Source organism: Halalkalicoccus sp. CGA53 (assembly GCF_036429475.1).
Taxonomy (GTDB): Archaea; Halobacteriota; Halobacteria; order Halobacteriales; family Halalkalicoccaceae; genus Natronorarus; species Natronorarus salvus.
Map to the genome: position 1 here is coordinate 2,550,247 of NZ_CP144125.1, position 23,435 is coordinate 2,573,681.

20 protein-coding genes are annotated in these 23,435 nt (G+C 68.9%); 11 read left to right on the forward strand and 9 right to left on the reverse strand.

The genetic code is table 11. From position 1 onward, the window contains the following. Positions 1 to 5: 5 nt before the first annotated feature. Together V2L32_RS14890 and V2L32_RS14895 are read right to left on the reverse strand one after the other, a co-directional pair. Complete coding sequence (locus tag V2L32_RS14890; RefSeq protein WP_331233265.1) at positions 6 to 1,133, reverse strand: GNAT family N-acetyltransferase; 1,128 nt, start codon at positions 1,131 to 1,133, stop codon at positions 6 to 8. A 182-nt stretch (positions 1,134 to 1,315) separates the two neighbouring features. Further along, the gene (locus V2L32_RS14895; RefSeq protein WP_331233266.1) at positions 1,316 to 2,683 is read right to left on the reverse strand and encodes a sulfatase; all 1,368 of its coding nucleotides are present in this window, start codon (positions 2,681 to 2,683) and stop codon (positions 1,316 to 1,318) included. A 483-nt stretch (positions 2,684 to 3,166) separates the two neighbouring features. On the opposite strand from V2L32_RS14895, the gene V2L32_RS14900 reads away from it, so the two are divergent. The 6 genes from V2L32_RS14900 to V2L32_RS14925 all read left to right on the forward strand — a co-directional run bounded on the left by V2L32_RS14900 (position 3,167) and on the right by V2L32_RS14925 (position 9,141). Beyond that, on the forward strand, positions 3,167 to 4,390 hold the full coding sequence (locus tag V2L32_RS14900) for a prenyltransferase/squalene oxidase repeat-containing protein (RefSeq protein WP_331233267.1): 1,224 nt from the start codon (positions 3,167 to 3,169) through the stop codon (positions 4,388 to 4,390). Positions 4,391 to 4,565: 175 nt separating this feature from the next. Continuing rightward, positions 4,566 to 5,810 (forward strand): nucleotide sugar dehydrogenase, encoded by a 1,245-nt coding sequence (locus V2L32_RS14905; protein ID WP_331233268.1) that lies wholly within the window; start codon positions 4,566 to 4,568, stop codon positions 5,808 to 5,810. Positions 5,811 to 5,829: 19 nt separating this feature from the next. Further along, positions 5,830 to 6,900: a DUF354 domain-containing protein gene (locus V2L32_RS14910; RefSeq protein ID WP_331233269.1), complete on the forward strand. Its 1,071-nt coding sequence runs from the start codon at positions 5,830 to 5,832 to the stop codon at positions 6,898 to 6,900. Further along, positions 6,897 to 7,934, forward strand: a complete 1,038-nt coding sequence (locus V2L32_RS14915; protein WP_331233270.1) for an FkbM family methyltransferase — start codon at positions 6,897 to 6,899, stop codon at positions 7,932 to 7,934. Before V2L32_RS14910 ends, V2L32_RS14915 begins: the two co-directional genes overlap by 4 nt. Positions 7,935 to 8,070: 136 nt before the next feature. After that, positions 8,071 to 8,907: a BKACE family enzyme gene (locus V2L32_RS14920; protein ID WP_331233271.1), complete on the forward strand. Its 837-nt coding sequence runs from the start codon at positions 8,071 to 8,073 to the stop codon at positions 8,905 to 8,907. Positions 8,908 to 8,958: 51 nt separating this feature from the next. Continuing rightward, positions 8,959 to 9,141, forward strand: coding sequence for a hypothetical protein (locus V2L32_RS14925; RefSeq protein WP_331233272.1), 183 nt, complete (start codon positions 8,959 to 8,961; stop codon positions 9,139 to 9,141). A 9-nt stretch (positions 9,142 to 9,150) separates the two neighbouring features. Here V2L32_RS14925 and V2L32_RS14930 read toward each other — a convergent pair whose 3' ends face one another. Beyond that, positions 9,151 to 10,281, reverse strand: a complete 1,131-nt coding sequence (locus V2L32_RS14930) for a GNAT family N-acetyltransferase (protein ID WP_331233273.1) — start codon at positions 10,279 to 10,281, stop codon at positions 9,151 to 9,153. 145 nt (positions 10,282 to 10,426) lie between these two features. On the opposite strand from V2L32_RS14930, the gene V2L32_RS14935 reads away from it, so the two are divergent. Then, the gene (locus V2L32_RS14935; protein WP_331233274.1) at positions 10,427 to 11,425 is read left to right on the forward strand and encodes a polysaccharide deacetylase family protein; all 999 of its coding nucleotides are present in this window, start codon (positions 10,427 to 10,429) and stop codon (positions 11,423 to 11,425) included. Between the two features lie 16 nt (positions 11,426 to 11,441). Here the strand turns inward: V2L32_RS14935 and V2L32_RS14940 are convergent, their stop codons facing one another. From V2L32_RS14940 to V2L32_RS14960, 5 genes are all read right to left on the reverse strand, one after another. Then, positions 11,442 to 13,271, reverse strand: coding sequence for a hypothetical protein (locus V2L32_RS14940; protein ID WP_331233275.1), 1,830 nt, complete (start codon positions 13,269 to 13,271; stop codon positions 11,442 to 11,444). Positions 13,272 to 13,371: 100 nt separating this feature from the next. Next, entirely contained in the window at positions 13,372 to 14,838 is a 1,467-nt protein-coding gene (locus V2L32_RS14945; protein WP_331233276.1) for a flippase, read from the reverse strand. An 86-nt stretch (positions 14,839 to 14,924) separates the two neighbouring features. Continuing rightward, complete coding sequence (locus tag V2L32_RS14950; RefSeq protein ID WP_331233277.1) at positions 14,925 to 16,022, reverse strand: Gfo/Idh/MocA family protein; 1,098 nt, start codon at positions 16,020 to 16,022, stop codon at positions 14,925 to 14,927. A 29-nt stretch (positions 16,023 to 16,051) separates the two neighbouring features. Next, positions 16,052 to 17,194, reverse strand: coding sequence for a beta propeller repeat protein (locus V2L32_RS14955; protein WP_331233278.1), 1,143 nt, complete (start codon positions 17,192 to 17,194; stop codon positions 16,052 to 16,054). A gap of 1 nt (position 17,195) precedes the next feature. Continuing rightward, complete coding sequence (locus tag V2L32_RS14960; protein ID WP_331233279.1) at positions 17,196 to 18,383, reverse strand: antibiotic ABC transporter permease; 1,188 nt, start codon at positions 18,381 to 18,383, stop codon at positions 17,196 to 17,198. A 151-nt stretch (positions 18,384 to 18,534) separates the two neighbouring features. On the opposite strand from V2L32_RS14960, the gene V2L32_RS14965 reads away from it, so the two are divergent. After that, on the forward strand, positions 18,535 to 19,629 hold the full coding sequence (locus tag V2L32_RS14965; protein WP_331233280.1) for a DUF354 domain-containing protein: 1,095 nt from the start codon (positions 18,535 to 18,537) through the stop codon (positions 19,627 to 19,629). Here V2L32_RS14965 and V2L32_RS14970 read toward each other — a convergent pair. Further along, positions 19,604 to 20,230: a DUF7344 domain-containing protein gene (locus V2L32_RS14970; RefSeq protein ID WP_331233281.1), complete on the reverse strand. Its 627-nt coding sequence runs from the start codon at positions 20,228 to 20,230 to the stop codon at positions 19,604 to 19,606. The two genes, V2L32_RS14965 and V2L32_RS14970, sit on opposite strands and share 26 nt — an antisense overlap. Positions 20,231 to 20,466: 236 nt before the next feature. Here V2L32_RS14970 and V2L32_RS14975 point away from each other — a divergent pair, with 236 nt between their 5' ends. From V2L32_RS14975 to V2L32_RS14985, 3 genes are read left to right on the forward strand one after another with little or no spacing between them, the layout of a single operon-like run. Continuing rightward, the gene (locus V2L32_RS14975; RefSeq protein WP_331233282.1) at positions 20,467 to 21,495 is read left to right on the forward strand and encodes a glycosyltransferase family 2 protein; all 1,029 of its coding nucleotides are present in this window, start codon (positions 20,467 to 20,469) and stop codon (positions 21,493 to 21,495) included. Further along, positions 21,492 to 22,538 carry a non-hydrolyzing UDP-N-acetylglucosamine 2-epimerase gene (gene wecB / locus V2L32_RS14980; RefSeq protein WP_331233283.1) on the forward strand — a complete coding sequence of 349 codons (1,047 nt, stop codon included), beginning with the start codon at positions 21,492 to 21,494 and terminating at the stop codon, positions 22,536 to 22,538. Before V2L32_RS14975 ends, wecB begins: the two co-directional genes overlap by 4 nt. Before the next feature lie 5 nt (positions 22,539 to 22,543). After that, positions 22,544 to 23,419 carry a polysaccharide deacetylase family protein gene (locus V2L32_RS14985; RefSeq protein ID WP_331233284.1) on the forward strand — a complete coding sequence of 292 codons (876 nt, stop codon included), beginning with the start codon at positions 22,544 to 22,546 and terminating at the stop codon, positions 23,417 to 23,419. Positions 23,420 to 23,435: the final 16 nt, after the last annotated feature.

Here is a 23,435-nt window from a genome sequence, read left to right on the forward strand (position 1 = left end):
GTAGCCTACCGTGCGTCCTGCTCGTACGACGAGAGCAGCCAGTTGTCGGGACAGAGCAGCGTGAGGCCGTTGACCTGCCAGGCGGACTCGCCCTCGCCGCTCAAGTCGTAGACGAGCAGCGGGGCCTCGTCGGTCGCGCGCGCGAGCGGCCACGAGTCCGACGGGACGAACCCGTACGCCCGCAGGAGCGACGCGGGGAGCGATCGCCCCCTGTGAGTGACTAGGTGACTGTCCCGCGAGTCCCGGAGCACGCGGGAGAGCAGCGCCGACCCGGCCGCCGGATTGCAGTCGGTCGCCAGCAGCGGGAGGACCTCGGCGAGGTTCGTCGTCGCGACGCCGTCGACCTCCCGTCTGCCCGCGACGATCCCCGCGACGGGGACCCCGTCCCGTCGCGCGACGTAGGCCGTGTACGTCCAGTCGGGGTTCCCGAACCGCCAGTCGTACGACGATCGGGTGCGGCGTGCGTGGACGCGATCCGGCCGCATGCGCTCGTAGATGTCGACGAACGTCTCGCTGGGAACGGAGTCGTGGCGTTCGACGGCGATCCCGGTTGCGTCGTAGAGCGCCGAACCGATACGGGTACGCACGCCGGCGTACCGGCCCGCCACCCGTCCCGAGACCCTCCGGAGGGTCGTCGGCACGGCACCCTCGGACTCGGCGGCGAGGATCGGTCCCGGGTCCTGTATCCGGTAGTAGTCCTCCATCGTTCGGGCGATGCGACCGCCCATCTTCCGGTATCCTGGCAGCGACCTCTCGTTGGGATTGTTGAACGCGAACGCAGGCTCGCCCTCGCGGTATCGGTCCATCATCCGACGGGTCATCCGGGTGAACAGCCCCCGGCGTCTGTGCTCGGCGTGGACCATCGTGTCGCCCCAGCGGATCGCCAGCGCCGTCTCCCCGCCCGCGGCCACCTCGAAGGGGACGCAGGGTCTCGCTCCGGCGAGCGTTTCGTCGAACTCCGCGACGAGTATCGGGACCTCGGCGGAGACGGGGTTTGCCTCGTACTTCCAGGCGAACCACCGCTCGTCGACGGGCCCGAACGTCTCGGTGTAGAGGTCGACGAACGCCTCTCGGTCGTCCGTCTCGAACGGTCGGATCGCGTAGCCGTCCGGATCGGTCGTAAGGGTGCTCACGTCCGGATCTCCCCCGGCCGACGCTTTGTTATCCTGCGCTTTCGCCGCCTGCTCGGGGATCGGAGCCGTCGGAGACGGAGCCCGGTCGGTCCGCTCCCGACCTCCTCGCACTCGTGCGCCGACCGGACACCGGATAACGGTCAAACCGTCTGGCGCTGCCGGCAGCCCGATCGGAGGTTGGCTCAGAGGTAGCCGAGGTCCTCCAGGTTCGACTGGATCCGTCGACCGATCTCGGTCGTGTCGGTCGCGTCGTCACGCGAGTGCGTTCGCAGGCCGTCGATTCGACCGTCGAGCCGACCGCGCACCCGGTCGAGCCGCTCGTCCGCCCCCGCGACGACGCGCTCGTCGGCCGCGGTTCCGCGAAGCAGGAACTCCTCGCCGCGCTCGTTCCGGACGTACTTCTCCTCGCCGTCCGTGAGGACGCGCCACCGCGTCACCGGGGTCTCCGTGCGCCCGGTGTGAGGGACGTCCTCCTCGATCAGCGCGTAGCCGTCGTCGGATCGGAGTGTCCGCGCGGGAGCGTTCTCCCGGATCATTCCGGGGAGCCGGCCCAGCTCCGCCGGGTCCGCGATCACGCTCCCCTCGCGCTGGCCGGGGTGTTTGACGACCAGCGGGACGTTCGTTGTGACGTCACGGACGTAGTGGACCGGGTCCGCCGATCGGTCGAACTCGCCGAGGGTCTTTCCGTGGTCGGAGCAGACGATCACCAGCGTCTCCTCGAACGTGTCGACCGCCGCGAGCGTCTCCAGCAGGTCGTGGAGCTTCGCGTCCTGGTACCGGAGCGCCGCGTCGTAGTACTGGAGAACGCGTTCGCGGCGGTCGGGATCGAGGTCGGCCCTGCCGAGTACGTACGCGAGCAGCCGGGTGTTCAGCAGCCGCGGTTCGAGCCGGCTCGACGGCGGGGGGATGTCGAGCGCGCGAAAGGCGTCTGCCGGCGGGAAGTAGGGGCTGTGTGCCTCCATCAGGTTGAGGAAGGTGAACGTCGGCGCCGGGTCGGTCGCCGTCGTCTCCACCCAGCGACTCGCCCGCTCGACCAGGCTCGCCGTAAAGAAGGGTCGTTTGAGCAGGAACGCCGGCTGTTTCGCGGCTCGCCCGATCCAGGTGTGCCACCGCGAGCGGCGCCGGTCGTCCCCCGTGTGGATCGGCGCCCCCGCCTCGGAGGAGATCTCGAGGTCCCACTCGACGAACTCGTCGAACCCCCGGTCCAGCCCGGTGAGGCGGCCGACCCAGGGGTTGTTCGAGAAGCCGGCCGTCCGATACCCCACGTCCGAGAGCCCCTCGGCGAGCGTCTCCAGACCCGCCGGGAGCCTGGTCGTCCGGTCGGCGAACCCGGTCGTCGCCCCGTGTTCGGACGGGTAGCGCCCGCTGAACATCGAGGCGTGCGAGGGAAGCGTCCAGTGTGCCGGCGCGTACGCGTTCTCGAAGACGGTCGCGCGTCGAGCCAGCGCGTCGAGCGCCGGCGTCGTCTCCCGGTCGTGACCGAAGAGCGAGACTCGATCCTTTCGAACGGAATCCAGCACCACGAACAGGACGTCCTGCTGATCGGACATGCCGAACCGGCGACGGGGAGGCCGTTAGTTATGTCCCGTACCTGTTCGCGCCCCTCATACGTCGAACGGACAGGTAGCGCGGGATACCATTCTCGAACGGACGTGAAAGGACGCCGCCGAACCCGCCCACGCACCCGGGGGCGAACGTACCCCCGATCCCACATGTTCGTTTAACCCTCTCTTTCGGCGCGACCGCGCCCGTTCGGACGGCGCTCGCGGGCGTCCGCGATCCCGCCCCTGGTCCGTCCGGAGCCGGTCCGTCCGTCGGCTCTCGAGATCGATCTCCTCGCCGGCCGTCCCCGGGTAGGCCGCGGATAACAAACGTACGAGGCTCCGAGGAAACGACAGTCGACCCCGCACCATGTCCCGTCCTCACCGATCCGTAGCCCCCGCGGTCAGTCCCGGACGCACCGACCGGCTGCCGGTGTCCCCACCCGCCGCCGAGCACGACGTACGCCGCCCGTACGGGGTGGAGACGAGGTCGTGAGCGAACGACACCGACGTGGCGACGCCGACCGACCGACCGTCGAGCGGAGGGCGGTCCTCGCGACCTGTGATCGCACGCTCCGGTGGGCACGCGAGCGCGAGTACGCCGGCTGGGACCCCTACGACGGGTTGAACTCGCCGGTCCTCCCGGACGGACACCCGCTGGTTCGCCTGCTCGTCCTCCACGGGGTCGGACGAGCGCCGGTAAACCTCCGCCCGCTCCTCTTGATCCCGAAGGAGAGGAACCCGAAGGGGATCGGGCTGTTCGCGACGGCGTATCTCGACTGCTACGTGGCGACCGGCGAGCCGGAGTATCTCACGGAGGCCGAGACGCTCCTCGCGTGGCTCGCCGCGAACACCGCACCGACGTCCGAACACCCGTCCTGGGGCTACAACTTCGACTGGCAGAACGGTCGTGAGTTCTACCTGCGGGCGTACGAGCCCTCGACCGTCGTGAGCGTCTTCTGCGGGCGTCCGTTCCTCGAACACTACCGGCTCACGGGCACCGAGCGCTCGCTCGAGACCGCTCTCGGCGTCTGTTCGTTCGTCGAGGAAGAGGTGAACAGACGTCGAGCCGACGGCTTCGACGCGTACACGTACACGCGCTCGGACTCGTTCGTGGTCGTGAACGTCAACGCGCTCGCCGCGAGCTTCCTCGCCGAGACCGCCGCCGAGAGCGGCGAGGAGGCGCTGGGAACGAGGGCCGACTCGGTCGCGGCGTTCGTCGCCGCCCAGCAGGTCGACAGCGGCGCGTGGTACTACTCGAGCCCGCCCGAGCGCTCGCCGCTTACCCACGACAACTTCCACACCGGGTTCGTCCTCGAGTCCCTCGATCGGTATCTCGCCGTCCGCGAGGGCGACCGTGGTGTACGGCGCGCCCTCGCCAGGGGCGTTCGGTTCTACCGCGAGAACCTCTTCGAGGCGGACGGGGCGCCGCGGTTCGAACACGACACGCCATACCCGCGGGACGCCCACGCAGCGGCGCAGGCGATCGTCACGTTCCTCGGCTCCGAGAGAAGGGACCGGGAGATGGCCAGGCGGGTGTGTCGCTGGTCGCTCGAGGAACTCCTCGACCCCCAGGGCTACTTCTACCGGTACCGCGGTCGGTTCCTCGACGACACGACGCCGTACATGCGGTGGAGTCAAGCGTGGATGTGTCGTGCGCTCTCCGCGTTCGTCCGTCGTACCGGACCGCTCCCGACGGGTGAAGCCGACCCATAACAATGGCCGTCCCACCGAATGGATCGATATATCGTGATGGGTTTCGTCGACGTGGATGTACTGTGTGGTTCTCCGCCCGAGGGTCGGCCCGTATGAGACGGCTCGGGGTGGATGTCGGAGGGAGGACTGACACGGAGGGATCGATCGCCGACTGCCAGCCTCGAGGGGGGCGGCCGTGACCGACGTCTGCGTCCACGGCCTGGGGTACGTCGGACTCCCGACGGCGACGCTGTTCGCGAGCGCCGGCTACGGGGTCCACGGCGTCGACGTCGACGAACGCGTCGTTGAGCGGATCCGGGGCGGTCGCCTCCCGGGGATCGAGGAGACGCTCGCCGAACGTGTCGAGGCAGCGCTCGGGCGCGAGCGACTCGGCCTCTCGACGACGCCGGTCGTGGCGGCACACCACGTCATCTGCGTGCCGACGCCGCTGACGGCGGCCGGCGACCCGGAGTTCGCCCCCCTCGACGCCGCCTCGGACGCCGTCTCCGAGGTGCTCCGAGAGGGGGATACGGTCGTCGTTGAGTCGACGGTGCCGCCGGGGACGACGGCGACACGGGTCGGCGAGGCGCTCGCGTCGTCGGGGCTCGCCGCCGGTGGCGAGTTCTCGCTCGCGTACTGTCCCGAGACGGCGCTCCCGGGGCGGATGATAGCGGAGATCCGGGGGAACGACCGGGTGATCGGGGGCGTGACGGATGAGTCGACCGCCGCGGCGGTGGCGCTCTACGGGCCCGCGATCACGGGCGAGATCCACCGCTGTCCCGACCCGACGACCGCCGAGTTCGTCAAGCTGCTCCAGAACACTCACCGGATGGCGAACGTCGCGCTCGCGAACGAGTTCGCCCGGCTCGCCGACGGCTTCGGCGTCGACTCCCGGGTAAGCATCGCGCTCGCGAACACCCACCCACGGGTCGAGATCTTGGAGCCGGGGCTCGGCGTCGGGGGCCACTGTCTCCCGATCGACCCGCTGTTTCTGACGCAGGCGACCGACGGCAACTCGCTGATCGAGCGGGCGCTCGCGGTGAACGACTCGATGGTCGGGTTCGTCGCCGGGCTCCTCTCGGAACACCTCGACGGGCTCTCGGGGTCGACCGTGACGATCCTCGGGGTCTCGTACAAGGCGAACGTCACCGACACCAGGGAGAGCCCCGCGCTCGCGCTGGCAGAGCGACTAACGGAGGAGGCCGCGACGGTTCGCCTCCACGACCCGTGTGTGACCGAGGGGTCGCTCGACCTGCTCCCGCTCGGCGACGCGCTCTCGGACGCGGACGCGCTCGTCCTCGCCACCGATCACGACGAGTACGTTTCGCTCGATCCACGGACGGCGAGCGAACGGATGCGCGGACGGCTCGTCGTCGACTGCAGGGGGCTGTTCGACCCCGCCGAGTGGCACCGACACGGACTGACCGTGCGAACGGTATGACGGGCTCACCACACGACACATGACCACGACCACACGGACGACGGCGAGGTACGCGGTCTGGATCGACCTAGCGAGCCCGTCGCACCCCTTCTTCTTCGACGCGCTCGTCGACGGGCTCTCGGGGGTCGACGTCAGAACGACCGTCAGGCGGAAGACGGAGACGGCAGCGCTGAGCGCCGACCTCGGCTTCGACCACCGGGTGATCGGACGCGACTTCGACGACCCCCGCCTCCGGAAGGTCGGCATCCCGCTTCGCGCCGCCGAACTCGCCGTTCGGATGCCCGACTGCGGCGTCTCGCTCTCCTCGCGGAACGCGATGTGTATCCTCGCCTCGCGGGCCCGCGGGGTCCCCTCGATCCACTTCACCGACAACGACATCACCGCGTACGTCCCCGACCTCACGGCGGAGAAGCTCTACAACCGGATCGAGGCGACGGCGACGCACAACGTCGTCCCGCGGGCGTTCCGCGTCGGGGAACTCTACCGACGCGGTGCGGGCGTCGACCGGGTTCACACCTACGACGGCTACAAGGAGGACGTCTACGTCGCCACGTTCGAACCGGACCCGGCGTTCCTCGACCGGCTGCCCTTCTCGTCGTACCTCGTCGTCAGGCCTGAGGCACTCACCGCGGCGTACATCGACCCGGAGGTGGAGTCGATCGTCCCACGGCTGCTCTCGGACGCCGTCGATCGCGGCTACAACGTCGTCTACCTCCCCCGGAAACGCGGCGACGAGGGCTTCTGTGACGGGTTCCCCGCCGATCGGGTCTACGTCCCGCCCACACCGCTCAACGGCCTCGACCTCGCGTGGCACGCCAACTGCGTGCTCACCGGTTCCGGGACGATGGCTCGCGAGGCCGCCTGCATGGGAAAACCCGCGGTCTCGTTCTTCCCGGCACAGCTGCTCTCGGTCGACCGCGAGCTCGTCGGTGAGGGCCGGGTCTTTCACTCGCGAGAGCCACGGGCGATCCTCGACCACATCGACGCGCTGGACGCGGCCGACCGCCGGCCCGACCTGCGCCGGTCGAGACGGGTCAGGGCCGAGGTCGCGGCACTCACCGAACGACTGGTCGCGGAGGTCGCATCGTGACGGGACGCCGAGAGGGCGGGCCGCGCGCGGCGCTCTCCCGGCTCAGACGTGCGCTCTCCGAGCCCGAGCAGGCCTCCCGGTTCCTCGAGCGGAGGATCGCGGAGCTCGTCGCCCTCGCGAGAGTGCCACGACCCGGAGCGATCGCCGCGTACCTCTTCGCGGGCGCGACGGGGCTCCGTCCGTACGACCGCTACCTCCGGTACCTCGCCTGGCGGTGTGGAGGGACGATCGCTCGAGAGATCGCGGGCTCCGAGATGGTCCTCGACCTCGCCGACGCGGGGCTCTCGCGCGAGCTGTGGCTCTACGGCGTTCGCGAGGAGACCACCGTCGAGCGCTTCGAGGAGGAGCTCTCGATCCTCCGATCGGAGGTCGACGGCCCCGTCGGCGTCATCGAGATCGGTGCGAACCTCGGCTACTTCGCGCTCGCGGAGGCGCGATCGCTCGGCGAGCGCGCGGAGATCGTCGCGTTCGAACCCGATCCCCGGAACCGGTCGCTGCTGCGCGAGACCCTCGCGAGAAACGGGCTCGGCGACGTCACCGTCGAGCCGTACGCGCTCGGCGCGAGCGACGCCGACGCCACGCTCTCCGCCTCGACACACTCGAACCGGAACCGGATCGAACCCCGACGCGAACACCGGGGCCCCCTCTCGCTGACGGGCGAGACCCGGGAGGTGGCGATGCGGTCGGTCGACAGCTATCTCCGCTCGACCGGCCGTTCCCCCGACTCCGTCCACGTCGTCCGGATGGACGTCGAGGGCTACGAGACGGAGATCCTGCAGGGGATGCGCTCGCTGTTCGAGGCCGAGGGCCCCCTCCTGCTCTTCGTTGAGGTCCACCCGGGCCTCCTGAGCGAAGTCGAGTTCGAGCGGTTCGTCTCGACGCTCTGTGACCACGGCTTCGAGCTCCGGTGTGCGATCTCCGAGGGGATCTCCGCGCGACCGTTCGACGGCACGCTCGACGTCCCCGACCTCCGTTCGATCCCCTCCGTGGGGCGATCGGGGTTCAAGCTGTTCGTCAAACGGTCGGGGGAGTAGCGCCCGCTTACTCGCGTAGGGGTCGAAGAACTATGGCCGGCGCACGAGAGCTTCACCGGTAGCAGCCGATCGACTCGACGCGCCGCGCGACCCGGGGAGGGCGCTCTCCGGGGTCGATCGGTTGGAGAGACCCGACATGAGCTACGACGACTACCTCGATCGGAAGAAGTTGATCCTCACGGTCGCGACGACCGGGGCGATCCACGGAAAGGACGCCAACCCGAACCTCCCGGAACAGCCCGAGGAGATCGCCCGGGAGGTGAGACGGTGCGAAGAACTCGGGGCGGCGATCGCCCACGTCCACTCGCGCGACGAGTACGGCGAGAACGACTACGGGCGGATCCAGGAGGTCAACGACGCCATCAGGGCCGAGTGTGACGACGTCATCATCCAGAACACCACCGGGGGTCAGAGCGCCTACGAGAAGCGCGTCCAGGGGATCCGGACCGACCCCCTCCCCGAGATGGCCTCGCTCGACATGGGGCCGTTCAATCGCGATCGCCACATCATCACCGAGCACACCCGACACAACATCGACGCGCTGGCGACGGAGATGCAGGAGAAGGGGATCAAACCCGAGCTCGAGGCGTTCAACAACGGCCACCTGAACGAGGTCTACCGGCTGATCGAGACGGGGCTCTTAGAGGAACCCTACTACATCAACCTCATCTTCGGCTACGGCACGTTCTCGATCCCGCACCCGCGAAACGTGCTCACGCTCGTCGAGAGCCTGCCCGAGGGGGCCGAGTTCAACTTGCTCGCGGTCGGCCCCCACCAGCTCCCGCTGACGACGCTCGCGATCCTCCTCGGTGGCCACGTCCGGATCGGGATGGAGGACAACCTCTACTACGAGCGCGGCGTCAAAGCACGGAGCAACGCCCAGCTGGTCGAGCGAACCGTGCGGATCGCAGAGGGACTGGGTCGCGACCTCGCGACGCCGGAGGAGGCCCGCGAGCTGCTCGGCATGCGGTGACCGGGGCGATGGCCCGGCATAACAACGGTCGGCTCCCCGGTAGGGTAGAGTATGGTCTGTCCGTATCTCGAGTACAGGAGCCACGACGAGCGCAACGAGTTCGAACACCCACGGGCGTACTGCACGGCGACCGAGGCGTTCGTCTCGCCCGTCAAAGCCGACATCTGTAACGACCGCGACCGCTTCTCGCACACCGAGCACTGTTCGATCTACCGGGAGTCCGCCGACGACTGATCTCCCGCCTCACCGCGCGTCCCGTTCACAGAACGAGAGCGCCCAGCTCCCGGGATCGAGCAGTCCGTACCCGCCGACCGACCACGACGGCGCCCGGCCACCCGTGAGGTCGTAGACGACGAGTTCGGTGGGACGCGCCACGAACGAGAGCGGCGCCACGTCGTCCGCGTGAAAGCCGTACCGGGAGAGGACGACGCCCGGGACCGCCCGACCGCTGTACGCGAGGAGGTCCGCGTCGGCGTGATCCGCGACGATCCGGGAGAACAGCGCGGAGACGGCGTCGACCCTCGCGTGGTTCTCCGCGAGCGGGACGACCTCGACCAGCGTGACGAGATCCACGCCACCGACCGAGCGCTCGCCGGTCACGACAGCCGACAGGGGTTCGTCCCCTCGCTCGGCGACGTAGGCCGTGTACCGCCACTGCGGGTTCGCAAACCGCCAGCGGTAGAACTCGGCACCGCGCTCGGCGTGGACCCCGTCCGGGGGTGCACGTCCGTAGAGCCGCGAGAGCGTCTCCACCGGTATCGACCGTTCGCGGCGCACGGAGAGCCCCGACGTCGGCGGCGCGAAGCGCTCTCTCGCGCCGAAGTAGGCCCTGGTGAGCGGTCGAGCGACGCGCTCGCCGCGCGAGAACAGGTCGCCGCTCCCGTCGAGCAGCGCGACCGGGTTCTGCACCCGATACCGGACGGGCGTCCGGCCGACGACGCGCCCGCCGAGTTTCCGGTAGCCCGGGAGCGAGGCGTCGTTCGGGTGGTTGAAGCCGAAGACGGGTTCGACGTCGGTGTAGTACTCGAGGCACCACCGCGTCGTCCGCGAGAACAGCCCCCTTCGTCTGTGCTCGGGATGGACCATCGTGTCGCCGAACCGGATCGCAAGCACGCGCTCGTCGCCGGCGGTCATCCAGATCGGCACGCACGGACGGGCGGCGACGAGGTCGCCACCGCACTCCGCGATCACGATCGGGACGTGCGAGACCGCGGGGTTTTCGACGTACTTCCAGTCGAACCATTCCTCGCTCCCCTCGCCGAAGACGGTGTCGTAGAGGCGCTCGAACGCCTCCCTGTCACCGGGTTCGTAGAGTCGAACGGCGTACTCCTCGGTACCGGGATCGCTCGAACTCAGGGCGTCAGTTTCGGCCATACTCCCCGCTCCCGCGACGTTCGTATTGTTATCCGTCGCCTTCTCGGCCCGCTCCGATCGCTTTCACTCGACCTCACGGGGATCGTTCCCCTCATAAGCGGGCGATAACCATACCCTGTGGGGGAGAACGGAAGGGTGAACTCACGTGAGAGTCGGGCAGTCAGGGAGCGAGAGCAGGACGATTCGCGGCGCGCGAGCCGGTCCGCCGCCACGTCGGGGAAACGGTGAGAAGGGGACGGTAGTCCTCTCGATCGACGCGGAACTGGCCTGGGGGTTTCACGACCTCGACCGCCTCCCGGAGCGCCGTATCCACGCCGCGCCCGATGCCTGGTACACGCTCGTCTCGCTGCTTGAGGAGTACGACCTGCCCGCGACCTGGGCGATCGTCGGCCACCTCTTTCTCCCCGAATGCGACGGGACGCACGCCGACCACCCGCTCTCGCCCGGCTGGTTCGAACGCGATCCGGGCTCGGAGACTGGCCGACCGGCCTGGTTCGGTCGCGACCTGATCGATGCCGTCCTCGACGCGAAGGTCGACCACGAGGTCGCCTCCCACTCCTTTTCACACGTCGAGTTCGGCCACTCCGAGACGACGCGCGAGGTCGCGGCGACGGAGGTGGGAGCGAGCATCGACGCCGCGGCCGACCTCGGACTCTCGCTCCGCTCGTTCGTCTTCCCGCGAAACGACGTCGGCCACCGCGACGTCCTCGCGGCGTACGGCTTCGAGAGCTACCGGGGGACGCGCCCCGGTCGCTGGTACGACGACGTACCGGCGCCCCGCCTCGGGAAGCTCGTCGACGCGGCGCTCGTCCGCTCGCCCCCGCCGCTGGTCGCACCCGAGCCCGACGAGTACGGTCTGGTCGACGTCCCCGCGTCGCTCTGTCTGTTCGGTTTCGAGGGGCTGGTGCGCTCGCTCGTCGAACCGGTCGGCGGCGACCCCGTCGTGCGACAGGCGAAGCTGGGCATCGACGACGCCGTCCGGTCCGGGGGCGTCTTCCACCTCTGGCTCCACCCGAACGACCTGGTCGGGAAGCGAGAGCGCGAGCGCCTCCGTCGCGTCCTCTCTTACCTCGCCCGACGGCGGGCGGACGCCGATCTGACGGTGAAGACGATGGCCGAGGTCGCGGCGGAGGCGCGACCGTAGGACCGCGAGACCGCGATCACCCGTCTTCGGTGGTCGTCGACGCCCCCTCGGCCGGGTCGTCGTCCGCCGCGTAGTAGAGGTCGAACTCCCCGTTCGTGTGGATCTTCTGCAGGCCGACCTGGCTCTCGACGGCCGCGAAGTCCTCGCTCCCGTAGCGAAGCCCCTTGAACGCCTTCGCCTCGCGGTGTTCGTCGATCTCCGTGACGACGACGTACCTGTCGCCGTCGAAGTGACTCGATATCCCCCCGTGGAGCGCCTCCCGCGGCACCTCCTCCTGGTTGAGGTCCGTGCGTCCCCCGCCGTGGATCGCGTCGGTGTACCGTGCGGGACCTCCCCGGATACCCACGAACTCGACTCCCTCCTGCTGGTTGTCGAACGCGACCCGGTGGCCGTGCATCTGCTGTTCGGTGACGTGTGGGGACTGCAGGTAGACGTACGGCGAGGGGAAGAAGACCACGAGCGAGAGGACGAGCAGGCAGGCGAAGAGCACGCCGACCGCGCCCGTCACGTGCGCCCGAGAGAGCCGGGTCGAGGCGAGCCGGATCGAGAGGACGACCCCGACGGCGCCGAGCACGGTGACGAACAGCATCTGGAGGCCGAAGACCCGGAAGTACATCTCCGAGAGCGTGCTGACGTAGTAGAACGCGAAGACCGGGACGAGGCTCGCGAGCGCGACGCCGAGATAGAGCACCCCGGGTCGGTCGACGCCTCCGAGCGAGAGCCGGTCCCTGAAGAGCACGAGCCCGACGGCTAGCGCGGTGAGCGCACAGAACAGCAGGCTGACGGCGAACAGCTTGAGGAACACCTCCTCGACGGTCGCGCCGATCGCGGCCAACGACGCGCTCTGTGTTCCGACGGACTCGGCCGCCTGCTCCGTCGACCGTCCGGTGAGGTACTCGATCACCGAGACGGTCGCCCGGTAGGCGATGCCCTCGAAGAGCCCGTGGACCGAGCCCCAGAGGACGAACCAGCCGGCGAGGAACACCACGTGACCGCCGACCGACGGCTGTCTCAGCCGCGCGGCGACACGCGGGAGCAGCCTGACGGCCCACTGGAGGGCGACGATCGCGACGAGCACGACGAGGACGTGGGCCGCTAACTGCGGGTGGTAGATCACGAGCGCGGCCGAGAAGACGACCATGAGCGCGGTCAGCGGTCCGTGGAGGGGGTGGTCCGTCGACGTCGAGAGATACCGGACGAGCAGGTAGACGAGCGCCGTCGAGAGGAGGATCGTCTGGGTCATCGCGTGGGTGTGGGGGTGCGTGCTCATGTGGGTGATCGGGAGGAGCAAGAACGCCGAGAACGCCCCGACAACGACGCTCTCGTGGCCGGGGACGAGCGCCGCCACGGTGAGCGGGACGAAGAGGAAGAAGACGACGACGAAGCAGACGACCATCACCAGCACCGACCGGGTGAGCGAGAGCCCGGTCAGCAGGCGGATCGTCACCGCCACGCTGTGGATCCCAGGGTAGAACAGGTCTGCAGAGGTCATGGATCCGGTCTGTAAGTCCCGCGCCCAGCCGAGGTGGGTGAGCGAGTCGTACATCCCGTAGAAGTGGTAGTTCCGCAACAGGGGGAGGGCGAACGCGCTCACCGTCGCGAGCCCGCCCAGACCGACGCCGGCGAGCCGCAGCGACGCCGGCCCCGCCGAGAAGGAGACGAGCAACGAGACGGCGAGCGCGAAGCCGAGGCCGACCCAGAACCCCGTCGGACTCTCGATGTAGGGCGAGAGCTCGTGGGCGGTCGCCGGCGAGAGGTACGCGACGGCGATCGCGCCGGTCACCGCGAGGTAGCCGAGCGCGAGCGTCGCCGCCGTCTTGGCCCACCGGTCTCCCTGCCTAATCATCTCTCTCGTCTCACCTCTCGATGGCTTCCCGTACACACTCGACCGAACCCCCTTGTTATCGACCCCTTACCGCGGGTCTGTGTGCCGGTTTCCCTCGCGCTCAGCTGATAAGCGTCATCGGCTCACGGGGGTCGACCATCCCGAAGAACGAGGCGGCGACCAGCCAGACGAGCAGGCCGAGACCGACGACCGCGAACAGCGCGAGGATATTCGTCGCGAGCGGGACCGACAGCCACACGACCGCGCCCATCGCGAGCGCGATCAGGGAGACATGAGCGAGCGAGCGCGCCATCCGCGCGAGATCGAGGCCGAGTTCGGTGTGGATGACGTAGACGTTGAACGCCACCATGAGCCCGAAGCTGAAGACGGTCGCCGCCGCCGCGCCGACGATGCCGACGACCGGGATCAACAGCAGGCTGAGAACGAAGTTGAGCACGCCGGTCGCGCCCTTCGCGATCGCGCGGGCGCGGGCACGACCGAGGTAGTCGAGGCCGTCGTTGGTGATCTTGTCGATCGCCTGGAAGAGGACGAACCCGCTCAGCACCTGGATCGCGGGGACCGCACCCAGGTACGCCGTCCCGAAGACGTGACGCACCATCGGCTCGGCGACGAGGACGAGGCCGACGATCCCGGGGAGGTAGAGCAGACAGATCCCCTCGAACGTCGACTCGTAGAGGCGGGCGGCGCTCTCTAGCTGCTCACCGGCCTTCCGCTCGCCGTAGGTTGGCGAGACGGTGAACCCGAGCGCCTGCGCCGGCGCCATCACGAAGTCGGCGATCTGTTTCGCGAGCGTGTAGTAGCCGACGGCGACCGGGGTGAGAAAGAAGCCGATCAGGACGAGGTCGACGCGCTTGTAGAGCACGTTCGCGCTCCGAGTGACCGTGAGCGGGACGCTGTACTCGGCGATCCTGCGGGGCAGATCGTAACCGATCGCGGGCGCCCGCTCGTACGCCGAGAGGGTTCGGTGGAGCATGACCAGCCCCACGACGCTCGCCACCGCGTACCCCGCGATGTAGCCGAAGAGCGCGCCGAGTGCGCCGAACCCGACGGCGACGAGTCCGAGGACGAACCCGAGCGTGCCGAGGTTCGTCACCACGACGACGATGGCGCTGAGATCGACGCGGTTGAACCCCTGGAAGACGAGGTGGAGGTAGCCGTTGAGCGCGCTGAAGACGATATACCCGAACCCCAGGAGCAGGAACGGGGCGAGCGCGGGTTCGCCTATCGCGCGCGCGATCGGGCCGCTCGCGGCCGCGACGACGATCGCAGTGATTCCCACCGTGACCGCGTTGTAGCCCATCGACACCCGGACGATGTGTGGGACCTGCCCCGGGTCCGTCTCCCTGTACTCGGCGACGTAGCGAGCGGCCGATTTCGGAAAGCCCAGCTGTCCGAACAGCAGCGCGACGCTGAACACCGAGATGGCGAGAAAGAGCAGGCCGTACTCACCGGGGGTGAGAAAGAGGCGGACGAGGACGATCACGAGCGCCCCTTGGACGACGACGCGAACGATGTCGGCGACCAACGTAGCCTTCAGTCCCTCGATAGCCCCGTCGCTCGGCGCCATCTACGAGTCGCTCCCCGACACTCCGATCCACGTTCCCGCTCTCGATCGGCCGATGCGGGCGTTCGCCGTACGGGGCCGGCTCACCGTCACTCGCCGTCCAGCAACGGCACTCGGCTCTCCCCATCCGCGGCCGTCCGGAGCTCCTCCATCAGCCGGATCGTCCACCACGACTCGGTGAGCGACACCGGCGGCTCCCCCCCTTCCTCTAGCGCCCGCGAGACGAGGTCGAACTGGTAGAAGTGTGGGTTGAGCGCCTTCTTTCGCTCCCAGTCGCCGTGTATCGCGCGTTCGGCGACGGCGCGGACGTTCGCCCCGAGGCCGGCGAGCTGCTGGGTCGCGATGTCGACGTTCCGCAGCGCTTTCGCGGCCGACGAGCGCGCGTAGTCCGAATCGACGGTTCTCACCGTCTGGAGGATCATGTCCGCGACGACCGAGCGGTCGTCGCCGTGGACGTGGATCTGGCGTTTGGGCATCCCGCCGGCGATCATCGTCGCGCTGCAGAGCACCTCCTCGTCGGTGACGTAGCCCAGCTGTGCGCCGTCGTAGGCGAAGCCCCGGTCGTACTCGGTCGAGAGCGCGACCCGCGCACAGATCGCCCCCTCGCTCCGCGGGTAGCCCCCCGTCGAGAGCGTGAGGTAGATCGGGTGGGGAAGCCCCTCCTCGAACTCCCCGCCCAGGAGGTCGAACACCCAGCTCCCGCGGTTCGCCTCGTCGGGTCTGGTGTGGCCGCTGTAGACGAGGTTCACGCCCCGGAGCGTCCCGAGCGCCCCGGTCTCGAGCAGCTCCTCGACGCGTCGCATCGCCGGGTCGAAGCGGTGCTGGTGGACGGGGATCACGGGGACGCCGTGGGCCGCCGCGAGCGACTCCAGCCGTTCGAGCTCCTCCAACGTCTCGGTGACCGGCTTCTCGATCACCGTCGGGATCCCGGCCTCGATCGTCCGCTCCGCGATCGGGAGGTGGGTCCCGACCGGCGTGCAGACGTGCACACAGTCGAGATCGAGGTCCGCTATCATCCGATCGACGTTGGTGTAGGGGACGATCGAGTGTTCCCTCGCCGCCCTCGTCGCGCTCTCCCTGTTCACGTCACAGACGGCGAGCAGGTCGGTCCGCGGGTTCTCCGCGAGCCCCGAGAGGTGACTGCCCGAGACGGTTCCGGCGCCGACGACTGCCGTACGTAGGCTCATCACTCTCCCTGCGTGTATGACCGGCATTGTTATGCCGCGAGTACGGCACACGCGAGCCCGGATCGGGCGGGATCGACCGGGAGTCGGAGGAGCCGGCCGTCGTCGCGGTCGGTGTTGTACGGGTTCAGGACCACCCCGCGCTCGCGGTCGGCGTCGAGGTAGACGTACGCGCCCGCGGACGGGGCGAGACCTCCGGGATTCACCCGGTCGACGAGCGCGCGTCTCCGACCGTAGGAGACCACTTCCGTCCACTCGGTGTACTCGTTCGCGTCGGAGGCGGCGACGACACGAACGCGGTCGGTCGCGGTCGTCCCCCGCTCCTCCGGGGGTGCCGTCGAGTCGGGTCCGGACTCGGCGCTGGTCGAGAAGACGGCCCACCGCTCGCCTCCTGTCTCGACCGTCGTCGCGTAGAACACCGACCCGTCCACGGCGTGAACGACCTCCGGTCGCCCCTCCGAGAGCGCGTCGCGATCCAGCCGAAAGAGGAGGTTGCGCTCGGCGTAGACGCTGTCCATCCCCCAAAGCACGGACTCGGGAGTGAACGCGAGGTCCACCGCCCGCCACCGCTGACTCCCCGAACCGACCACCTCGAACGAGCCCCCGCGAAGGCGGCCGATCCGGCTCTCGCGGTCGGTGTCGCCCGTCGTGATCCAGAGGTCGCCCGTGTAGGGGTCGGCCCGCACCGCGTGTACGTGGCGAACGTCGGGCAGCGAGAGGGCCGTCTCCCAGCTCCGCCCCTCGTCTTCCGACCGGAGCACCCTCGGTACGGTGTCGATCGCGAGCGGGTACTCCCCCAGGTAGACGTCTCCCTCGTGGTGACAGAGCCCCGTCGGGAGGAGGCCCTTCGGACCCGAGGAGGGTGGGAGCTCGCGCGAGACCGCCCAAGACCGCCCGCCGTCGCGAGAGACGAACAGCCACCGCCAGCTCGCGGCGAACAGCAGGTCGGCGGTGATCGGGAAGAGCGTGAGGCTCGGGAACCGCCCGACGACCGGAGAGAGCAGCGCTCTCCCACGACGGTCGGTCGTGAGCCCGTAGACCGGCCGTCTCCGACCCCGCTCCGGGTTCGGCACCCGGCCGACGCGCTCGAACCCCTCGCCTCCCTCGCGCTCTCCGAGGATCGACCGGCCGACGCTGGCGTAGATCCGGCCGTCGACGATCCCGCCGAGTTTCATCTCACGACGCCCGGCACCCGGCCGAAATCGGCTCGGCCCGCAGCGCGATCAGGTACTCCGAGAGGGCGTAGGCCATCCACGCCTGACACCACCGCATCAGCGTGTAGCGTTTGGTGTAGAGCCTGTGTTCGCGGAAGTAGAACCGGCCGCCGCCGCCGTAGAGATGGCCGAGCGCCCAGTCGATGATCCGCTCAACGAACTCGAACTCGCCGACCTCGCTGAAGACGATGATCCCCTGGGCGACGGCGTGGATGTCCTTCGGATACCGCCGGCGCTCGTCCCAGTTCGGCGCGCCGTCGGAGGCGAAGAGCGTCTTCCTGTAGAAGGCGACCGCCCGGCGGATCGCGTCGGTGTACCGGTCGGCGCCCGTGATCGCCTCGTAGCGCAGCAGACACTCGATGATGAAGCCGTTGTGGTGGTTGTCCATCGAGAGGTGCGAGCTCTCGGGCGGGTCGCGGTAGTACCACCCGCCGTCGGCGGTCTGTCGGCTCACGATGTAGTCGAAGAGCGCCGTCGCACACTCGATGAGCTCCTCGCCGCCGAAGCGGGCGTAGACGTCGACGAGGATACGCGCGCCGATGCCCACCGCGTTGACCGTGTAGTACTCCGTAGTGTTCGAGGGGACGTATTTGATCCGCGCGCCGTCCTCGCGTTCGGTGTACTCCAGGTCGGTGAGGACGAACTCCGCGGCGGTCCGGGCCATCTCACCGTACGTCGGATCGAGGTGTTCGCCGGCGAGCAGCCCCTGGACGGCGAAGCCGGTCGAGACGACGTCCGGGTCCGCGAGCGTCCCCATCCGGTCCGGGTGCTGGATGCGGTGCTGGTGCGAGCCACAGAACCCGCTGTAGCCCGGGGTGCGGTTCTCGACGAGCCAGGAGAGCAGGTCGTCGGCCTCGCGCTCGTAGCACTCCCGGTCGAACAGCCGCGCGGCGTTGACGTTCGCCATCGCGAACAGCCCCGTCCCCTTGAAGCTCTGTCTGGGGATCACCCCCGCGTACGGCCTGAGGTTGATCGGCGCCCGTTTGATCGTCTCCTGTACCGCGAGGTTCAGCCACCGGTTCTCGACCGGGACCATAGCGAGGAGCTCGCTGCTCATCCCGTCGGCGTAGTCCCAGCCGGTGTACTCGCGCTCGCGGGCGTAGCGAAGCGTCTCCGAGAGCAGCTGTGGCGCGTGAGAAGGGCCGGTCACGGTGCCGTTCCTCGATTCGGACCGGAGGGAAACCATCGCCGTTCCTACGGGTGGGGCGGGCCCTTGTTATGACTCGCCTGTGGGGACGTCGGACGGGGCGGCTCCCGTAACGGGGGAGTAATTAGGTGGCTGACCGCCGTAGCGGGAGGGGATGCGCTACGTGCTCTTTACGAACACCCCCGCACACGTCCATCTGTATAAACACGTCGTGCGGCGGCTCCTCGATGGAGGTCACCGGGTGCTGGTTCTCGCCCGCGAGTACGGCTGTACGCTCGACCTGCTGGAGTACTACGACCTGCCCTATCGTTCCTACGGGCGGTGTGACACGACGAAACGGTCGCTCATCCGCAACCTCCCCGAGCAGTACGCGACGCTGATCAGGGAGACCCGCCGGTTCGACCCGGACCTCATCTTCGGCATGGGGTCGTACTCCGCGCACGCGGGCCTCTCCTCGGGGACGCCGACGGTGCTCGTCCTCGACTCGGAGCCGACCGGCCTCGACCACCGGCTCTCGACGCCGTTCGCGCGGACGATCCTCACCCCGCACACGTTCAGGAAGGACCTGGGCGAGAGCCACTACCGGTTCACCGGCTACAAGGAGTGCGCGTACCTCCACCCGGAGGTGTTCAGCCCCTCGACGAACGTCAGGGATCGGCTCGGCCTCGGGGAGGAGGTGCCGTACGCGATCGTCCGGTTCAACGCCTTCGGCTCGCACCACGACGTCCACGCCCGGGGGTTCACCGACGAGCAGCGCTACGCGCTCATCGACCACCTGAGCGAGCACGCGACGGTGTTCGTCTCCGACGAGGGCTGTGGCATCGACCTCGAAGCCACGGAGGCGAGACCGTTCGACCTCCACCCCGCAGAGCTCCACCAGGCGCTCGCCGGGGCGCGGCTGCTCGTCGCGGACTCGCAGACGATCGTGACCGAGGCCGCGCTCGTCGGGACGCCGGCGATCCGCTCGAACTCGTTCGTCGGCGACGACGACATGGGAAACTTCATCGAACTCGAACGGAACGGGCTGGTGAGAAACCTTCGAGAGTTCGACGCGGTCCTCGAGGCCGCGACCGCGTTCGCGACCGATCCGGCGCTCGGGGAACGGGTCGGCCGCCGGCGGCTCGACTACCTCGGGGGGATGGTGAACCTCACCGACCTCCTCGTCGAGGTGGCCGAGGGCGGCGGCGAGGTCGAGGGCGTGCGTGGGATCCGGAGGGACTCGCCTACTCCGGGCTGCCTGGTCCACTGATCGGGGCGATACCGGCCTCCTTCTCCACGCTGTGGACGACCGCGACGATCGCGAACCCGAGGACGCCCGCGGCGACGAGCACCTGCGAGTGCTGGGTGAGTTCGAGGACGAGCGCGCTCGCGCCGACCGCGTAGAAGCCGACCATCGCGAGGTACCACGTCGTCCACGACCGACCCTCCTCGTCCCCGTCGATGTACGTGTCGAGTTCGTCGACGCGCGGGCCGAGCTCGATCCGGTGGCGCTCTTTGTCGTGTCGCAACACCCCCTTCTCGACCAGTAGCGGGAGGTGAGTTTGATAGAGCGAGACGTGAACGCGACGGTACTGTCGGCGCTCGACCGCATCCGGCTCGATGCCGTTCTCCTCGGCGGCGATCGCCGTGACGAGCGCTTCCATCCCGCAGCGACCCCCGTTCCGTTTCAGATACCGGATCGCGTGCCGCCGCCGCGAGTTCGAGAGGAGGCCGAATATCTCGCCCTGTGTGAGCTGGCGCTGGTCGAGCAGCATCGGTTCGAACAGCCTCTCGGCGCCCCGCTTCGCTCCCCAGAGGAGTCGTCGCGAGCGGTCGGCGGCGGTCCCCGTTTCCTGGTCTTCGGTGGACATGTATCCCGGGTAGAACCGCCCGTGAAGTTGTTACGTTGATACTTCTGTTCGCACGGTCGCCCTACTGATGCCCTGGCTTGGGGCCGGCCGGAGTGCGGTCCCCGTTCGCGGGGCTGGGCGACCGGGGCAAGCGAGCTATAACAATGCTCCGGGAGAGGAGAGCGCTGGGTATGCGACGAGCGACGCCCGGAGACCGGCCAGACGCCCCGGGCCTACCGATAGGGGGTCGGAACTGAATGTACGAGGGACGCACGGTCGGGATCGTGATCCCCGCGTACAACGAGGAGGGGTTCGTCGGGCGTGTCATCGAGACCGCCCCGCCGTACGTCGACCGGATCTACGCGATCGACGACGGCTCCTCGGACGGCACCTGGGACGAGATCAGGCGTGCGGCGGCACGGAAGAACCGGGTCGTGGGGCAGGCGATCAGCGCGGACGGCGGTTCCGCGACGCTCGACCGGCAGGTCGTCGCGCTCCGTCACCCGACGAACAGGGGTGTCGGCGCGAGCATCAAACTGGGCTACGAACGGGCGCTGTCCGACGGCCTCGACGTCGTCGCGGTGATGAACGGCGACGGCCAGATGGACCCGGAGGCGCTCACGCTCCTGCTCGATCCGCTCGCCGAGGGCGAGGCCGAGTTCGCGAAGGGAAACCGCCTCCGCTCGCCCGACCACCGCGAGGGGATGAGCCGGTGGCGACTGTTCGGCAACGCGCTGCTCTCGTTTCTCACAAAGGTCGCCAGCGGCTACTGGAAGACGATGGACCCACAGAACGGCTACACCGCCATCTCGCGGTCGGCGCTCCTCCGGCTCCCCCTCTCCGATCTCTACGACCGTTACGGCTTCTGTAACGACCTGCTGGTGAAACTCAACGCCTGCGAGGCCGAGGTCGCCGACGTGTCGATCCCGGCCGTCTACGGCGAGGAGTCGAGTACGATCCGCTACTCGACGTTCGTCCCCGGGCTCTCGGTCCTGCTCGTACGGAACTTCTGGTGGCGGCTGACGCGGCGGTATCTCGTTCTCGACTTCCACCCCCTGGTGTTCGGCTACGCGATCGGGCTGTTCGCGACCGTCGTCGGCGCCGTCGCGACCCTCCGATCCGTCCTCGGCCCCGATCGGGGCGACTCCCGTCTCGTCTCGCTGCTGCTCGCCGTGGTCGGGGCGCTCTCGGTCGTCGCCGCGATGGTCCTCGATATGCGCGAGAACGAGCGCCTCGAGACGAGGATCGACGGGGCGGAGGGGCGGGTCGACGGGGTCGAGCGATGAAGCTGCTCACCGTCCTCGGGACGCGCCCGCAGTACGTGAAGGCGTTTCCCGTCTGTCGTGAACTCGACGGGATCGACCACGTCCTGATCGACACCGGCCAGCACTACGACGAGACGCTCTCGGGGGTGTTCCGGGAGGAGCTCGACATCCCCGTCGACTACGACCTCGACGTCGGTTCGGGAAGCCACGGCGAGCAGACCGCGACGATGCTCGCGGAGATCGAGTCGGTGATCGAAGCGGAGGAACCCGACACCGTCCTCGTCTACGGCGATACGAACTCGACGCTCGCCGCCGCGCTCGCGACCGCGAAGCTCCCACCGACGCTCGCACACGTCGAGGCCGGCACGCGCAGCTACAACCGGTCGATGCCCGAGGAGCTCAACCGGGTGATGGTCGATCACGTCTCGGACCTGCTGTTCGCCCCCACCGACACCGCGGTGAGAAACCTCGGGAACGAGGGGATCACCGAGGGTGTCGTCAACACCGGCGACGTGATGTACGACGCGCTGTTGCTCGCCCGGGAGTACGCCGGGGACCGGGGGGTCTTCGAGGAGCTGCCGGTCGACCCCGGCGAGTACCTCCTCGCGACGGTCCACCGACCCCGGAACACCGACGACAGCGAGCGCCTCCGGACGATCGTCTCGGCGCTCGCCGACGCGTCGCTCCCGGTGCTCTTCCCGGCACACCCCCGCGTGCGAAACCGACTCTCCGAACTCGGCGTCGATCTCGGGGCCTCGATCCATCCCATCGAGCCGGTCGGCTACCTCGACTTCGTCGCGCTGCTCGACGGTGCCGAACGGGTCGTCACCGACTCCGGCGGGGTGCAGAAGGAGGCGTTCATGCTCGCGACCCCCTGTGTGACGCTCCGCGAGGACACCGAGTGGGACGAGACGGTCGAGCGGGGCTGGAACCGGCTCGTCGGCGCGGACGGGCCGGCGATCGCCGAGGCGCTCGACGCCGAGTACGAGCGTGCCGACGGCCCGCCGCTGTTCGGCGACGGCACCGCCGCGCGAGCGATCGTCGCCGCCCTCGAGCGCGGCTGATCGGGATGGACGACCCGTACCCGTTCGCGCTCTGTCTCACCCACGACGTCGACCGGCCGTACAAGACCTACCAGTCGTGGTACTACGCGCTCAGAGAGCGCTCTCCCTACCACCTCCGGACGGCGCTCACCTCGGAGAACCCGTACTGGCGTTTCGAACGGCTGATGGCGATCGAGGAGGAACTCGGCGTCCGATCGGCGTTCTACGTGCTGAACGAGCCGCACATCCTCACGAAACCCCCGCGTGCGCTCTCCGATCCGACCCGCTGGCTCGAACACCTCGGCCGGTACGATCCCACGTCGCTGGAGATGGCGGCGGCGATACGGAGCCTCGACCGGGGCGGCTGGGAGATCGGACTCCACGCATCCTACGACTCGGCGGGGAGCGAGTCCCGACTCCGCGAGGAGAAACGGGTCGTCGAGGGGGTCGTCGGCCACGAGGTACGCGGTGTGCGCCACCACCACCTCCGGATCGAGGGCCGGGAGACGTGGGAGAAACACGCCCGAATCGGTCTGCGCTACGACACGAGCCTCGGGTCGGCGTCGAGCTACGGCTACGAGCACGGCTACCGCCCGCTCCGACCGTTCGGCGACGAGTTCCTCGTCTTCCCGCTCACGCTCATGGAGGTCGCGCTCCCCGACGTCGCGGCCGCCCCGGAGCGGGCCTGGTCCGTCTGCGAACGACTGCTGGCGGAGGCACGCGAGAACCGGGCTGTGTGTACCGTCCTCTGGCATCCCCGCTACTTCGACGAGCGGGAGTTTCCCGGGTTCACCGAGCTCTACCGCCGTCTCGTCGACCGTGCGCTCGCGATGGGCGCGTGGGTCGGCCCGCCGGGCGAGCTCCACGGGAGACTCGTCGACGGCCCGATCGCGGACTGTTGACGGTGTGACTCGACGG